The 14,313-nt window shown below is 68.9% G+C and carries 13 protein-coding genes; 11 read left to right on the top strand and 2 right to left on the bottom strand.

From position 1 onward, the window contains the following. Positions 1–24 precede the first annotated feature (24 nt). The 3 genes from ACNA0R_RS25185 to ACNA0R_RS25175 are packed head-to-tail and all read left to right on the top strand — an operon-like array spanning position 25 to position 2,880. Complete coding sequence (locus ACNA0R_RS25185; protein ID WP_415828847.1) at positions 25–957, top strand: hydroxyacid dehydrogenase; 933 nt, start codon at positions 25–27, stop codon at positions 955–957. Position 958: 1 nt separating this feature from the next. Then, positions 959–1,966, top strand: coding sequence for an Ldh family oxidoreductase (locus ACNA0R_RS25180; protein WP_415828809.1), 1,008 nt, complete (start codon positions 959–961; stop codon positions 1,964–1,966). A 14-nt stretch (positions 1,967–1,980) separates the two neighbouring features. After that, on the top strand, positions 1,981–2,880 hold the full coding sequence (locus ACNA0R_RS25175) for an NAD(P)-dependent oxidoreductase (protein WP_415828808.1): 900 nt from the start codon (positions 1,981–1,983) through the stop codon (positions 2,878–2,880). 4 nt (positions 2,881–2,884) lie between these two features. On the opposite strand, the gene ACNA0R_RS25170 is transcribed toward ACNA0R_RS25175, so the two are convergent. Then, positions 2,885–3,703: a ferritin-like domain-containing protein gene (locus ACNA0R_RS25170; RefSeq protein WP_415828807.1), complete on the bottom strand. Its 819-nt coding sequence runs from the start codon at positions 3,701–3,703 to the stop codon at positions 2,885–2,887. A gap of 145 nt (positions 3,704–3,848) precedes the next feature. Between ACNA0R_RS25170 and ACNA0R_RS25165 the strand changes: the two genes are divergently transcribed. The 8 genes from ACNA0R_RS25165 (at position 3,849) to ACNA0R_RS25130 (ending at position 13,613) form a co-directional block, all read left to right on the top strand. Continuing rightward, on the top strand, positions 3,849–4,988 hold the full coding sequence (locus ACNA0R_RS25165; protein ID WP_415828806.1) for a GNAT family N-acetyltransferase: 1,140 nt from the start codon (positions 3,849–3,851) through the stop codon (positions 4,986–4,988). 126 nt (positions 4,989–5,114) lie between these two features. Further along, entirely contained in the window at positions 5,115–6,746 is a 1,632-nt protein-coding gene (locus tag ACNA0R_RS25160; protein ID WP_415828805.1) for a methyl-accepting chemotaxis protein, read from the top strand. Further along, complete coding sequence (locus ACNA0R_RS25155) at positions 6,746–7,306, top strand: chemotaxis protein CheW (RefSeq protein ID WP_415828804.1); 561 nt, start codon at positions 6,746–6,748, stop codon at positions 7,304–7,306. The genes ACNA0R_RS25160 and ACNA0R_RS25155 overlap by 1 nt, the downstream gene beginning before the upstream one ends. Next, positions 7,303–8,586, top strand: coding sequence for a CheR family methyltransferase (locus ACNA0R_RS25150; protein WP_415828803.1), 1,284 nt, complete (start codon positions 7,303–7,305; stop codon positions 8,584–8,586). Before ACNA0R_RS25155 ends, ACNA0R_RS25150 begins: the two co-directional genes overlap by 4 nt. Beyond that, on the top strand, positions 8,579–9,220 hold the full coding sequence (locus tag ACNA0R_RS25145; protein ID WP_415828802.1) for a chemotaxis protein CheW: 642 nt from the start codon (positions 8,579–8,581) through the stop codon (positions 9,218–9,220). The genes ACNA0R_RS25150 and ACNA0R_RS25145 overlap by 8 nt, the downstream gene beginning before the upstream one ends. Beyond that, the gene (locus tag ACNA0R_RS25140; protein ID WP_415828801.1) at positions 9,217–11,556 is read left to right on the top strand and encodes a hybrid sensor histidine kinase/response regulator; all 2,340 of its coding nucleotides are present in this window, start codon (positions 9,217–9,219) and stop codon (positions 11,554–11,556) included. The genes ACNA0R_RS25145 and ACNA0R_RS25140 overlap by 4 nt, the downstream gene beginning before the upstream one ends. Further along, positions 11,553–12,578, top strand: coding sequence for a chemotaxis response regulator protein-glutamate methylesterase (cheB, locus tag ACNA0R_RS25135; protein ID WP_415828800.1), 1,026 nt, complete (start codon positions 11,553–11,555; stop codon positions 12,576–12,578). The genes ACNA0R_RS25140 and cheB overlap by 4 nt, the downstream gene beginning before the upstream one ends. An 18-nt stretch (positions 12,579–12,596) precedes the next feature. Further along, complete coding sequence (locus tag ACNA0R_RS25130) at positions 12,597–13,613, top strand: diguanylate cyclase (protein ID WP_415828799.1); 1,017 nt, start codon at positions 12,597–12,599, stop codon at positions 13,611–13,613. 1 nt (position 13,614) lies between these two features. On the opposite strand, the gene ACNA0R_RS25125 is transcribed toward ACNA0R_RS25130, so the two are convergent. After that, positions 13,615–14,310, bottom strand: coding sequence for a GntR family transcriptional regulator (locus ACNA0R_RS25125; RefSeq protein WP_415828798.1), 696 nt, complete (start codon positions 14,308–14,310; stop codon positions 13,615–13,617). Positions 14,311–14,313 lie beyond the last annotated feature (3 nt).

Genomic DNA, 14,313 nt, shown 5'->3' with positions numbered 1-14,313 from the left:
GTCATGTTGATTGTGAGCGAGGCTATGCACATCGTCATTTCCGAATTCATGGACACGCCAGCGGTGGACCTGCTGCGGCGCGACTTCGACGTCCGGTTCGAGCCGGACCTGGTGGACCGGCGCGCCGATCTGCTGCAGGCCCTGGCGGGCGCCGACGCGCTGATCGTCCGCAACCGCACTCGCGTGGACAAGGAGATGCTGGCGGCCGGCCGCGGCCTGAGGGCCGTGGGCAGGCTGGGCGTGGGCCTGGACAACATCGACGTGGCGGCATGCCGTGATCGCGGTATCCAGGTGCTGCCCGCGACCGGCGCCAACGCGCGCGCGGTCGCCGAGTACGTGGTGACCAGCGTCCTGGTGCTGATGCGCGGCGTGTACCACGATAGCGGGGCGGTGGCCCAAGGCGCCTGGCCGCGCGCGGCCATGTCCAACGGCCGCGAGGCCTGCGGGCGCACGCTGGGCATCGTCGGATTCGGCGGTATCGGCCGCCTGACGGCGCGGCTGGCGCGCGGCCTCGATATGCAGGTCGTCGCGCATGACCCGATGCTGGCCGATGATGATCCGGCCTGGCGCGAACACGGCGTCACGCCGATGTCGCTGGCCGACCTGCTGGCGCGGTCGGACGCCGTCACGCTGCACATTCCGCTGACCGAAGGCACGCGCAATCTGCTCGACGCGACACGTATCGCCGCGATGAAAGACGGCGCGGTGCTGATCAACACCGCGCGCGGCGGCATCGTCGACGAAGCCGCGCTGGCACGGGCCCTGCGCGACGGCAAGCTGGGGGGCGCGGCGGTGGACGTGTTCGCCGACGAACCGCTCCCGGCGGGCGGTCCGCTGGCCGATGCGCCCCGGCTGATACTGACGCCGCATGTGGCGGGGCTGAGCATGGAAGCCAACACGCGGGTTTCGGACATGGTGGCGCAGCGTGTGGCGGACGTATTGAAATCGGGAAACTGACATGGCGACTATGCAACTTGACGCGCTGTATGACCTGGCGGCCGCCGCGCTGGAAGGCGCGGGCGCGAACCCGCGCATGGCGGCGGATACCGCGCGCGCGCTGATCTATGCCGAAAGCCAGGGCATCGCGTCGCATGGCGTATCGCGCGTGCCCTTCTACGCGACGCACCTGCGCAACGGCCGCGCCGACGGCCAGGCCGTCGCCCGCATCGCCCGGGAACGCGGTGGCGCGGTGCTGGTGGACGCCGCCGACGGGCTGGCTTTTCCCGCCTGCGCGCTGGCCATCGAACAGGCCGTACGACGCGCCGGCGAACATGGCGTGAGCTTCGCCGGCGTCTGCAACAGCCATCATTTCGGCGTGGCGGCGTACCACCTGGACGCGGTGGCTCGGGCCGGCATGGTCGGCCTGGCCATGGGCAACTCGCCTTCGGCGATGCCGGCCTGGGGCGGCAAGCGCGCGCTGTTCGGCACCAATCCCATCGCGGCGGTCTTCCCGCGCCGCGATGCGCTGCCGCTGGTGATAGACCTGTCGCTATCGGAAGTCGCGCGCGGCAAACTGATGGTGGCGGCGCGCGAGGGCAAGGCAATTCCGCTGGGCTGGGCGCTGGATGCCGACGGCCAGCCCACCACCGATCCCAAGGCGGGCCTGGCGGGCAGCATGCTGCCCATGGGCGGCGCCAAGGGCGCCATGCTGGCCTTGATCGTCGAGCTGCTGGCCTGCGCGTTGACGGGCGCGCACTTCGGTTTCGAGGCCGATTCCTTTTTTACCGAACAGGGCAACCGGGCGCGCATCGGCCAGGCCTTCCTGGTCATCGACCCGGGCGCGCTGGCGGGCAGCGAGGTTTACCTGGAGCGCGTCGAGACGCTGGTATCGGCTATGCTCGAGGACGAAGGCGTGCGCCTGCCCGGGCAGCGCCGCGCCGGCCTGGAGCAAAAGGCGCGCATACAGGGCGTGAACGTGCCCGATGCCCTGCTGGCCGAAATGAAGGAGCTGGCGGGCCGGGCCTGAAACCGGAGACAGACATGGCGGAAGGCGGCAAGACCCGTATCGGCATTATCGGCGTGGGCCAGATGGGCCACGGCATCGCATTCAATATTGCCAAGGCCGGCTATCCGCTGGTATTCCTGGACCACCCCGGCAACCAGCCGGTGGACGACCTGCTGGCGCGCGGCGCCGCCAAGGCGGCCACCGCGGCCGACGTGGCGCGCCAGGTCGATATGGTCATCCTGTGCGTGACCGGCACGCCGGAGGTCGAGGACGTGCTGTTCAAGCCCGACGGCGTGCTGGCCGGCATGCGGGCGGGCACCGTGGTGATCGACTGCTCCACCGCCATCCCCTCCTCCACGCTGAAAGTGGCGCAGGCGGTGGAAAAGGCCGGCGGCCTGTTCCTGGACGCGCCCATGACGCGCACGCCCAAGGAAGCCGCCGAAGGCCGGCTGAACCTGATCGTGGGCGGCGATCCGGCGCTGTTCGAACGCTGCAAGCCGGTGCTCCAGGCCTATGCGGAGAACATCGTCCATGCCGGCCCGATCGGGTCGGGCCATCGCCTGAAGCTGCTGCATAACTATGTGTCGCTGGGATTTTCGGCGGTGCTGGCCGAGGCGGCGGCGTGCGCGCGGCTGGCGAATGTGGATTCCGCGGTACTGCTGGATATTCTGGCCAAGGGCGGCGGCGACGGCGTGGTGCTGGGCCGGCTGCGTCCTTACATCGAATCCGGCGATACGGCCAGCTTCCGCTTTTCCATCGCCAATGCGCTGAAGGACATGGGTTACTACACCACCATGGCGCAGGAAACCGGCGCGCCCCATGGTGCCGCCCAGGCCATACGCGACACCTATGCGCAGGCCAGCCAGGCCGGCATCGCGCAGGCGCCCGTGCCGGAGATCATCGATTATCTGGCCGGCCATCCGGACAAGCGCTGAGGCTTCAGCGCGGCGCCGTCGCCAGGTAGGCGAGCTCCGCCTCGTCGAAGCCGGCGGCTCGGCGAGCCTCCAGGTTGAAAGGCCCGCGCTGTCGCGGCGCGGCATAGCGCTCGGCCAGTTCGGCGTGCCAGGCGATGCTGTCCTTGCCATGCGCCGCGCATAGATACCGCCACCATCGGTTGCCGATGGCGACGTGGCCGATTTCCTCGCGCAGGATGATGTCCAGGATGGCGGCGCCGGCCCGGTCGCCGACGGCCAGCAGCTTGTCGCGTATCTGCGGCGATGCATCCAGGCCGCGCGCTTCCAGGATGCGCGGCACCAGCGTCAGGCGGGCCGCCAGATCGTCGCGGGTCTTCTCCGCCATTTCCCACAGCCCGTTGTGCGCGGGAAAATCGCCGTAGCCGTAGCCCAGCGTGGCCAGGTGCGCGTTCAGCAGCTGGAAATGGCTGGATTCCTCCTTGGCCACGCGCAGCCAATCGCGGTAGAAATCGGGCGGCATGCCGGCGAAGCGCCACACGATGTCCAGGGCCAGGTTGACCGCATTGAATTCGATATGCCCGATGGCATGGATCAACGCGGCCCTGCCGGCCGGCGTGCCGACGGGGCGGGGCTTGAGCTGGGCCGGCGCGACCAGTTCGGGCCGCGGCGGCCTGCCGGGCAGGTCCAGCGGGCACGACAGCAGCGCGGCGCAGTCCACGGGGGCGTCCAGCGCCATGGCATCCACGTGGCGGAGTTTCTGGTCCCAGGCGGGCAGCGCGAGCGCGTGCAGGGCCGCCGCGCGCAGCTCGCGCGGTCCGGGATTGGGGGATACGGCGTCGTTCATGGCGCTAGGGTAATGGAAAAGCGGTGCGGACATCTGCGGGCTGGCCGGCCGCAAGCGGCCGGTCGCGAGAAGCGATCGCACGCCGGACGGCGACGCGATCTGGCCGGCCCTGCCCTATACTGCACGGGCATCCACGCCTACCGCCATGACCGCCGACATCCGCCTGCAAGTCCTCGAATCACTCAGCGACGTGGAGCCGGCCCGGTGGGATGCCCTGGCGGGCGCACAGCCCTTCCTGCGCCATGCCTTCCTGAGCGCCCTGCACGAAACCGGCTGCGCGGCCCCCGACACCGGCTGGGCGCCCTTCTACCTGAGCCTGTGGCGCGGCGATACCCTGGCCGGCGCCATGCCGCTGTACGTCAAATCGCACTCCCGCGGCGAATACGTGTTCGACCAGCTCTGGGCTGACGCCTTCGCCCGCCACGGCCTGCGCTATTACCCCAAGCTGCTGTGTTCGGTACCGTTCACGCCGGTGACAGGACCGCGCCTGCTGGCCGCCTCGCACGCGGACCGCGTCGCGCTGGCGCGCGGCGCCATCGAACTGGCGGCCAGGCTCAAGCTTTCATCTCTGCACGTCCTGTTCCCCGCCGAACAGGATGCCGCCGCCCTGCGGGAAGCCGGCTACCTGATCCGCCAGGGTGTGCAATTCCACTGGCGCAACCAGGGCTACGACGATTTCGACGGTTTCCTGGCCTCGCTGAATCACGACAAACGCAAGAAACTGCGCCAGGATCGCAAACGCGTGGCCGCGGCCGGCATCGGCTTCCGCTGGCTGCGCGGCGGCGACATCGACGATGCCGCCCTGCGGTTTTTCCATGGCTGCTACCAGGAAACCTACCGCAACCACTGGTCCAGCCCGTACCTGAACCTGGAATTCTTCCAGCGCGTCCACCGCGCCCTGCCCGATGCCCTGGTCCTGATCGAGGCGCATCGCGACGGCGAGCCGATCGCCTGTGCGCTGAACATGACCGACGGCGCCGCCCTGTACGGCCGCCACTGGGGCACCCATACCTTCGTGCCGGGCCTGCATTTCGAGACCTGCTATGTGCAAGGAATCGAGTATTGCCTGGCCAACGGCATCGAGCGCTTCGAGGGTGGCGCCCAGGGTGAACACAAGATGGCGCGCGGCCTGCTGCCCGAGCCGACCTGCTCGGCGCACTGGATCGCCGACAACCGCTTCGCCGAAGCCATCGCCGACTTCCTGGACCGCGAAGGCGCCGCCATGGGCGACTATCGCGAGGAGCTGGCCGCCCATACGCCGTTCAAAAACAACGGCCAGGCCTGAAATGGCCCGTCTTCGGGCCTCAGGACCGCTGCTTGCTTGAAATTGCGCGTGGCTGCATCGTATTGTGTCGGCTTTGCCCATCACGACAAAATTCAAAAGTCCTGACAACAAAGGCGTATGGTCCGTATGAAGAACCAATCCTTGAAACGACGCATCTATGCGAGCTTCATCGCCATCCTGGCCGTGATGCTATTGATGGTGATCGTGGACTATACGCGCCTGCTGGCGGTGGACCGCGACGCACAGGGCATGGATCAGGATTCGCTCCCCGGGCTGCGATACGCCATCGACCTGCGCAATAACTGGCGCGATGCCTTCGAAGTCCTGCGCGAAGGCGTGAGCGACCAGATCGAGCAAGCCGGCGCGGATCGCTCCGCCGGCTTGCGCGCCGACGTCGCACACGCGCAGGCGCAGCTGGACGCCGCCATGCGGGGCTATGAATCCACGCCCTTCGTCGGGGATGACCGCACGGTCTACGACAACTTTCGCGCCAAGCTGGACAGCTATCGCAAGACCGAAGACCGCATCCTCACCGCCCTGCAGGCCGGCGACACCGCCGGCGCGCGCGGCATCCTGCGCGGACAGTTGCAGCCGGTATTCCGCGACGGCGTGGCGATCACCGACAGGATGCTGCTCGACAACCGCACGCGCAACGACGATGCCATCGATCACATCCTTTCCGCGCTGCGCCATGCGGAGGCCGTCATGCTGACCGGGCTGATACTGGCCCTCCTCGTAGCCATCGCGGCGGGCATCCTGTTGATGCGCGCCATCAACGGGCCGATGCGGGCCATCGTGTCGGTACTGGACGCCTTCGGCAAGGGCGACCTGACGAGCCGGCTGAACCTGGGCCGCCGCGACGAATTCGGCGCCATCGAGACCGGCTTCAATCGCATGGCCGACGAGCTGACCGACCTGGTCGGCAAGGCGCAGCGGTCCGCCATCCAGGTGGCGACGTCGGTCACGCAGATCGCGGCCACGTCCAAGGAACAGCAGGCCACGGCGTCGGAAGTCGCGGCCACCACCACCGAGATCGGCGCGACCTCGCGTGAAATCGCCGCCACGTCGCGCGATCTCGTGCGCACCATGAATGAAGTCTCCGGCGCGGCCGACCAGACGGCCAGCCTGGCCGACGAAGGCCACCACGACCTGGCGCGCATGGAAAACACGATGCGTACCGTGATGGACGCCGCCGGCTCGGTCAACGCGAAACTGGCTGTCCTGAACGAGAAGGCCGGCAATATCAATCAGGTCGTGACCACCATCAACAAGGTCGCGGACCAGACCAACCTGCTGTCGCTGAATGCCGCCATCGAAGCCGAGAAAGCCGGCGAGTATGGCCGCGGCTTCGCCGTGGTGGCTACCGAAATCCGCCGGCTGGCGGACCAGACCGCCGTCGCCACCTACGACATCGAGCAGATCGTCCGGGAGATCCAGTCCTCCGTGGCGGCGGGCGTCATGGGCATGGACAAGTTCTCCGAGGAAGTGCGGCGCGGCGTGACCGAGATGCAACAGGTCGGCGAACAGCTGGCCCAGATCATCCAGCACGTACAGACGCTGGCGCCGCGCGTGCAGATGGTGAACGAGGGCATGCAGGCGCAGGCGACCGGCGCCGAACAGATCAATCAGGCGCTGAGCCAGCTGGCCGACGCCACGCAGCAGACCGTGGAATCGCTGCGCCAGTCCAGCATCGCCATCGACGACCTGAATACGGTCGCGGGCGAGCTGCGCGGCAGCGTTACGCGGTTCAGGATGTGATGGCTGCCGCGACGGGCGCATCGGCCGATCTGGCGCGCGCCAACGCCGGCGCGCGGACCAGGCGGTTGTTCCTGCGCTTCGATATCGCCGGCGATCGCTACGTATTGGCCGCGTCGCGGATCGTGCGCATGCTGCCCTGGATGCCGCTGAAGGGCCTGCCCGCCGCGCCGGACTGGGCGGCCGGGGTGCTGCTATACGGCGATACGCCCGTACCGGTCATCGACATCAGCGCGCTGGCGACCGGCCGGCGGTCGGCGGCGCGGGCCAGCACGCGCATCGCCGTGGTGGAGTATCGTGCCGCGATGTCGATGTCGCCATCGGAACGTGACGCGGCGGCGCCGGCGCGGCTGCTGGGTCTGCTGCTGGAACACGCGACGCAGACCGTGCATTACGACGACAACGAGTTCGTGCCCTGTGGCCTGGACAATCCCGCCGCGCGCTATCTGGGTCCGGTGCGCGCGGACGATCAAGGGCTGGTGCAGCAGGTCGGTGTCGACGATCTCCTGCCGGCACAGGTCCGCGAGCGATTGTTCCAGGAAGTCCTGGAGTCCGCATCATGACGATGGAGGATTTCAGCGCCTTGCTCAAGCGGCGGATCGGACTGGATGCCGAATCCATCGGCATGGCCGCCGTCGAACGCGCGGTGCGTCAACGCGCCCAGGCCACCACCGGCGGCGACGCGGCGGCATATTGGCAGTTGCTGGCGGGCTCCGCCCGCGAGCAGCAGGAACTGATAGAAACCGTAGTGGTGCCGGAAACCTCGTTCTTCCGGCATGCCGAATCGATGGACACGCTGGCCGTGCTGGCACGCCAACGCGCCGCGCAGGGCGGCGCCTTGCGCATCCTCAGCCTGCCCTGTTCCAGCGGCGAAGAGCCCTACACCATTGCGATGGCGCTGCTCGACGCGGGCATCGATCCGCAGCGGTTCGCGGTGCTGGGCATGGACATCAGCGACCGCCTGGTGGCGCGCGCCGAACAAGGCATCTATGGCCGCAATGCCTTCAGGGGCGAAGCGCTGGACTACCGGGCCCGGCACTTTACCGAAACGCCGCAGGGCTATTCCGTGAGCCCGCGCGTACGCGCGCACGTGCGGTTCCAATCCGGCAACCTGCTGGACCCGGGCTTGCAGTTGCCGGCCGATGCCTACGACTTCGTGTTCTGCCGCAATCTGCTGATCTACTTCGACAATCCTACGCAGGAAGCCGCGGTTGGCGTGCTGCGGCGGCTGTGTCGCAGCGATGGCGTGATTTTCGTCGGGCCGGCCGAGGCCAGCCTGCTGACACGGCTGGGGCTGAAGCAGATCGATGCCGCCCGCGCTTTTGCATTCCGCAATACCGTGGAAGCCGTGCCGGCGGCGGACGTCCGGCGCGCGCCCATGGCGGCGGGCCGCGGGGCCGCGCCGGGCCGCCCCGTGCGGGCCGCCGCCTCGCCCGGCCGGCCGCGCCCCTCCGCGCCGGCGGCTCGATCCGCGCCCGCCCGTGATCGCGAGCCGCCGGCGGTGCCGCCGCGGCGTGGCGCCGCCATCGGCGCGTCGGCTTCGATGCAGAACATACAGACGCTGGCGGACGCCGGCAGGCTGGACGAGGCGCGCGCGGCGGCCGCCGCGCACATCGAGACGCACGGCGCATCCGCCGAGGCCTATTACCTGGTCGGCTTGCTGGCCGACGCCGCCAGCCAGCCGGCGGCCGCCGAGACGGCCTACCGCAAGACGCTGTACCTGGACCCGGGTCACCGGCAGGCCTTGCTGCATCTGGCCTCGCTGCTGGAAACGCGCGGCGACGTCGCGCCTGCCCGCCAGTTGAGAGCGCGCGCCGCGCGCCATGGGAACGGTTATGCATGATCGCGACTCCGCTCCGATCGACGATTGCTGGAACCGCATCGGCGTGCGCGGCGACCGCTCCTGTCCCCAGCTGGCAGAGTACGTCCATTGCCGGGAGTGCCCCGTGCATGAGGCGGCGGCGAAGACGCTGCTGTATCGCGCCCAGGCGGAGACGGGCGCAGTGGCGGCTGGCGCGCAGCATACCGGCACGGACACGACTTCCCTGCTGATCTTCCGCCTGCACGCGGAATGGCTGGCCCTGCCCGTGGCGGCGCTGGCCGAAGTCACGCCGCTACGCCCCATCCACAGCCTGCCGCGCCGCGCCGGCGTGGTCCTGGGCGTTTGCAATGTCCGCGGCCGGTTGGTCCCCTGCGTTTCCCTGGCCGCATTGCTGGACCTGGCGCCGCGCCAGGACACCACCGACGACAAAGCCACCCCGCGCATGCTGGTGCTGGCCACGCGCGGCGGCACCATCGTCACCCCGGTCGACGAGGTCGCCGGCATACAGCCCTACCCGCTGGCCGCTATCGGCCCCTTGCCCGACACGCTGGCCGGCGGGCATTATGCGGCCGGCGTGGTGCGCTACCGCGAGCGGCCCGTGGGCTTGCTCGACGGCGTCAGGCTCGCCCACGCCATCGAGGGGAAACTGGCATGAGTCCCAATTCCCTGCGCGACGCCTCGCTGCTGGACCTGTACAAGATGGAGGCCGACGTCCAGATACAGGTGCTGGATGCCGGATTGCTGGCGTTGGAGCGCGATCCCCTGGCCCAGGCCCATCTGGCCGCTTGCATGCGCGCGGCGCATTCGCTCAAGGGCGCGGCGCGCATCGTCGGCCTGGACGGGCCGGTGCGCGTCGCCCATGCGATGGAGGACCGCCTGGTCGAGGCGCAAAAGGGCCACGCGCCGCTCGATGCCGCCGCCATCGACATGCTGCTGCGCGGAACCGATCTGCTGCGTCATATGCCCACGGCGGACGGCCAGGCCGACGTCGCCGCCGCGCAGGCCTTCATCGATACGCTGGTAACGCCGACGGCCGGCGACAACACCGCGGAACCGTCCGCGCAAGCCGATACGGCTTCGGCGCTCGATTCCGCATCACCCACGGCCTCGCGGCTCTCCCAGGCGGAGGCGCCGGCAAGCCCGGCCGACACCGCGGATCCCGCGTCCGTCACTACCGCCCCGCCAGCGCCCGACCATGGCCCCGCCGCCCGCCCCGCGGCCCGCCAGGATGGCCAAATCAGCGAACGCGCATTGCGGGTGACGGCCCGTACGCTGGACGAACTGCTGGGTCTGTCCAGCGAAACCCTGGTCGAAGCGAACCGCCTGTCGCCCTTCGCGGCCTCGCTGCTGCCCCTCAAGCGCATGCAGGACGGGCTGGCCAAGGCGCTGGAATCGCTGCATCACACGGCAGCCGCGGGCGGCGTGGATCCCGCCGCCCTCGCCCCGCTGGAGCAGGCGCGCCAGCACGCCGCCGCCTGCCAGGACATGCTGGCGGACCGCATGGCGCAGGCCGATCAATTCGGCTGGCGCATCGGCGACCTGGGCCAGCGCCTGTACGACACCGCCTTGCAATGCCGCATGCGCCCCTTCGGCGACGCGGTCGCCGGCCTGCCGCGCATGGTGCGCGACCTGGCCCGCACACTGGGCAAGCAGGCCCGCCTGGAAATCGTCGGCACCGACACGCGCGTGGACCGCGACATCCTGGAAGGCCTGGACGCGCCGCTCACGCACCTGCTGCGCAATGCCGTCGACCACGGCATCGAAACGCCCGCCCAGCGCCGCGCGGCGGGCAAACCCGCGGAAGGCACCGTCACGCTGCAGGCCCGCCATAGCGCCGGCATGCTGGTGGTGGAAGTCTGGGACGACGGGCGCGGTATCGATGTCGCCGCCCTGCGCGAAGAAATCGTCCGCCGCGGCCTGGCCATACCGCAGACCGCGGACGCGCTCAGCGAAACCGAAACCCTGGCCTTTCTTTTCCTGCCCGGATTCACCACGCGCGCGGCGGTAACGGAGATCTCCGGCCGCGGCGTCGGCCTGGATGTGGTGCACGACATGGCGCGCCGCCTGCGCGGCACCGCACGCGTACTGCAGCGCCCCGGACAGGGCGCCCGCTTCACGCTGGAGCTGCCGCTATCGCTGTCCGTGGTACGCAGCCTGATCGTCGACATCGCCGGCGAGCGCTATGCCTTTCCCCTCGCTTACGTATCGCGCACGCTGCGCCTGCCGCGCGCCGCGATCGGGCAGCTGGAGGGCCGCCAGCACTTCACCCACGACGGCGCGCAGATCGGCCTGGTAGGCGCCAGCCAGGTGCTGCAATACGCGCGGCAGCCGGCGCTGGACGACCTGGTGCCCGTGGTGCTGCTGACGGATCAGCAGGGACGCCGCTACGGTGTGGCGGTGGACCGCTTCATCGCCGAACAGACCCTGGTCGTGCAGCCGCTCGATCCGCGTCTCGGCAAGCTTCAGGATATCCAGGCCGGCGCGGTAATGGAGGATGGCGCGCCCGTGCTGATCCTGGACGTCGAGGACATGCTGCGCACCATCGAAAAGCAGGCCGCCGGCGGCACCCTGCGACGCGTCGACGGCTCCGCCGCCACGCGCGCGCCGGAACGCCGCAAGCGCATCCTGGTGGTCGATGACTCCCTGACCGTGCGCGAGTTGGAACGCAAACTGCTAAGCAACCGTGGCTACGAGGTGGCGGTTGCCGTCGACGGCATGGACGGCTGGAACATGGCGCGTGCCCAGCATTTCGATCTGGTCGTCACCGACGTCGACATGCCGCGCATGGATGGCATAGAACTGGTTACGCTGATCCGCAAGGATCCGCGGTTGCAGGCCATGCACGTGATGGTGGTTTCCTACAAAGACCGGCCGGAAGACCGGCAGCGCGGCCTGGACGCCGGCGCCGACTACTACCTGGGGAAGAGCAGCTTTCACGACGACGCGCTGCTGGACGCCGTCGAAGACCTGATAGGACGGGCGGACGCGTGAAGATAGGCATTGTCAATGACAAACCGGCGGCGGTGGAGGTGCTCAGGCAGGTCCTGGCCACCGATCCCAACTTGCAGGTGGCATGGGTCGCCTTCGACGGCGCCGAGGCCGTGCAGCGCTGCGCGGCCTCGCGGCCGGACATCGTATTGATGGAACTGGCCATGCCCGTCATGGACGGCAGCGAAGCCACCCGCCGCATCATGGCGGACACCCCCTGCGCCATCATCATCGTCGCCACCGACGTCGACCACCATACGTCGCGCGTCTTCGACGCGATGGGCCATGGCGCGCTGGACGCCATCGAGATTCCGGCGCGGGATGCCCAGGACGCGCAAGCCGCGGCGGCGCCACTGCTGCGCAAGATCCGCAACGCGGGCTGGCTGATCGGCGCCTACGACCGCCAGCGGCCCGGCGCGCACGCGCCCGCGCCGGCGAGGCCGGCCACGCCGCCGCGCCAGCTCGTCGCCATAGGCGCGAGCGCGGGCGGCCCGCCTTCGCTGGCCCTGCTGCTGAAGGCGCTGCCGGCGGATTTCCCCGCCGGCATCGTCCTGGTACAGCATGTGGACGCGACCTTCGCCCAGGACATGGCGCGCTGGCTGGACGAACAGATCCAGATGCCGGTGCGCCTGGCGCTGCCGGGCGACGCCCCCGCGCCCGGCACCGTACTGCTGGCCGGCACCAACGACCACCTGGTGCTGCTGCGCGACGGCACATTGAACTACACCAGACATCCGGTGGAAGGGCTGTACCGCCCTTCCATCGACGTTTTCTTCAACAGCGTGGCGCGCCAATGGCGCGGCGACGCCGCAGGGGTACTATTGACCGGCATGGGACGGGACGGCGCGCTGGGGCTGAAAGCGATGCGCGACCACGGCTTCCTGACCATCGCCCAGGACCGCGCCACGAGCGCCGTCTACGGCATGCCCAAGGCGGCGGCCGAGCTGGGTGCCGCAATGGAAATCGTCCCGTTGCCCCGTATCGCGGAAAGCCTTGCCCGGCGCTTCGCGCGCAAGTCCGCCTGAAGCTCTAAGGAATACAAAATGGAACCTGTCATCGACTACGTGGCCGGGCTCGACAATAAACCGCAGAACGCGATGGTGCTGCTGGTGGACGACCAGGTCATGGTGGGCGAAGCCGTGCGCCGCGCGCTGGCCGACGAACCCAATATCGATTTCCACTTCTGTCCGGATGCGCAGGAAGCGCTGAACGTAGCGACGCAAACCCGGCCCACCGTGATTCTGCAGGACCTGGTGCTGCCCGGCGTGGACGGCCTGACGCTGGTGCGCGCCTACCGCGCCAATCCCGCCACCCGCGACATCCCCATCATCGTGCTGTCGTCCAAGGAAGATGCGGAGGTCAAAAGCGCGGCCTTCAGCGCGGGCGCCAACGATTATCTGGTCAAGCTCCCGGACACCATCGAACTGGTGGCGCGCATCCGCTATCACTCGCGCTCCTATCTGGCGATGCAGCAACGCGACGAAGCCTACCAGGCGCTGCGCCAGAGCCAGCAGCAACTGATGGAAATCAATCTGGAGCTGCGCCGCCTGACCAATTCCGACGGGCTGACGGGGCTGTCCAACCGGCGCTACTTCGACAGTTACCTGAGCGCGGAATGGAAGCGCGCCATGCGCGAACAGAGCGAGATCAGCATGTTGATGATCGACGTCGACCACTTCAAAAGCTACAACGACGCCTACGGCCACATGGCGGGCGACGAGGTGCTGAAGAAGGTGGCGCATACCATCGCCAGTTGCTGCGACCGGTCCACCGATCTATGCGCGCGTTTCGGCGGCGAGGAATTCACCGTGGTGCTGCCCGGCACGCCGCTGTCCGGCACCAGGCTGGTGGCGGAGAAAATCCGCCGCTCCATCGAGGGCCTGCATATTCCGCATCGCGATTCCGCCACGTCGGAATGGCTGACGGTCAGCGTGGGCATCGCCACGCTGGTGCCGGACAGGCCGGACCGCTATACGCAGATCATCGATGCGGCCGACCGCGGGCTGTACAACGCCAAGCGGCACGGACGCAATCGCGTGATGGCGCGCAACGACGAATAGGTCAGTCGTCCTCCGCGCCGAACCAGCCGGGATTGCGCGCGCGTATCGGCTCGAAGGACATCGTCAGCTCACGCAGATGTCTCGCCATGGCGGCCTGCGCGGCCGGCGCATCGCCGTCGCGCAGGGCCTGGTAGATGGCCTCGTGCTGTTCGATCAGGCGGTCCAGCGGCGAGACATCGCCCAGGCTCAGATAACGCACCCGGTCCATATTCGCCTTGATGTTTTCGATCGTCTGCCATACCGCGGGACAATCGGCCGCCCCGCCGATGGCCTGGTGAAAGGCGTCGTCCAGGTCCAGGAACGACGCCGTATCGTTGTCGCGCGCGGCGCGGCGCTGGCCGGCCAATAGCCCGGCCATGGCCGCCAGCTGCGGCGCGGTCACGCGTTGCGCCGCGCGGCCGGCAACCGCGACTTCCACGGCCTCGCGGATGAAACGGCCATCCTCCACCCGCTTGGGCGAAATCTTCATGACGAAGGTGCCGCGCTGCGGCAGCACCTGCACGAGGCCCGCCTCGCCCAGCTTGATGAAGGCTTCGCGCACCGGTTGCCGCGATACGCCCAGGCGTTCCGATACATCTTTTTCCGATAGCGGCGAGCCGGGCGGAAAAGTGCCCTTGACGATGGCTTCGCGCAGGATCCGGTAGATGCGCTGGTTCACCGGACCCGGCATATCGCCCGGCATCGGCAGCGCGGCCATACC

The organism is Bordetella sputigena, from assembly GCF_965137885.1.
Taxonomy (GTDB): domain Bacteria; phylum Pseudomonadota; class Gammaproteobacteria; order Burkholderiales; family Burkholderiaceae_B; genus Bordetella_C; species Bordetella_C sputigena.
Note: the sequence above shows the minus strand (reverse complement) of the source record. Positions and strands in the feature narration are given on the sequence as shown.

What these genes read in the sequence shown, in the direction of transcription:
- ACNA0R_RS25165 (WP_415828806.1), top strand. Translation starts at nt 3,849, where the DNA reads ATGACCGCCGACATCCGCCTGCAAGTCCTCGAATCACTCAGCGACGTG.
- ACNA0R_RS25175 (WP_415828808.1), top strand. Translation starts at nt 1,981, where the DNA reads ATGGCGGAAGGCGGCAAGACCCGTATCGGCATTATCGGCGTGGGCCAG.
- ACNA0R_RS25140 (WP_415828801.1), top strand. Translation starts at nt 9,217, where the DNA reads ATGAGTCCCAATTCCCTGCGCGACGCCTCGCTGCTGGACCTGTACAAG.
- ACNA0R_RS25180 (WP_415828809.1), top strand. Translation starts at nt 959, where the DNA reads ATGGCGACTATGCAACTTGACGCGCTGTATGACCTGGCGGCCGCCGCG.
- ACNA0R_RS25130 (WP_415828799.1), top strand. Translation starts at nt 12,597, where the DNA reads ATGGAACCTGTCATCGACTACGTGGCCGGGCTCGACAATAAACCGCAG.
- ACNA0R_RS25145 (WP_415828802.1), top strand. Translation starts at nt 8,579, where the DNA reads ATGCATGATCGCGACTCCGCTCCGATCGACGATTGCTGGAACCGCATC.
- ACNA0R_RS25160 (WP_415828805.1), top strand. Translation starts at nt 5,115, where the DNA reads ATGAAGAACCAATCCTTGAAACGACGCATCTATGCGAGCTTCATCGCC.
- ACNA0R_RS25170 (WP_415828807.1), bottom strand. Translation starts at nt 3,703, where the DNA reads ATGAACGACGCCGTATCCCCCAATCCCGGACCGCGCGAGCTGCGCGCG.
- ACNA0R_RS25150 (WP_415828803.1), top strand. Translation starts at nt 7,303, where the DNA reads ATGACGATGGAGGATTTCAGCGCCTTGCTCAAGCGGCGGATCGGACTG.
- ACNA0R_RS25185 (WP_415828847.1), top strand. Translation starts at nt 25, where the DNA reads ATGCACATCGTCATTTCCGAATTCATGGACACGCCAGCGGTGGACCTG.
- ACNA0R_RS25125 (WP_415828798.1), bottom strand. Translation starts at nt 14,310, where the DNA reads ATGGCCGCGCTGCCGATGCCGGGCGATATGCCGGGTCCGGTGAACCAG.
- ACNA0R_RS25155 (WP_415828804.1), top strand. Translation starts at nt 6,746, where the DNA reads ATGGCTGCCGCGACGGGCGCATCGGCCGATCTGGCGCGCGCCAACGCC.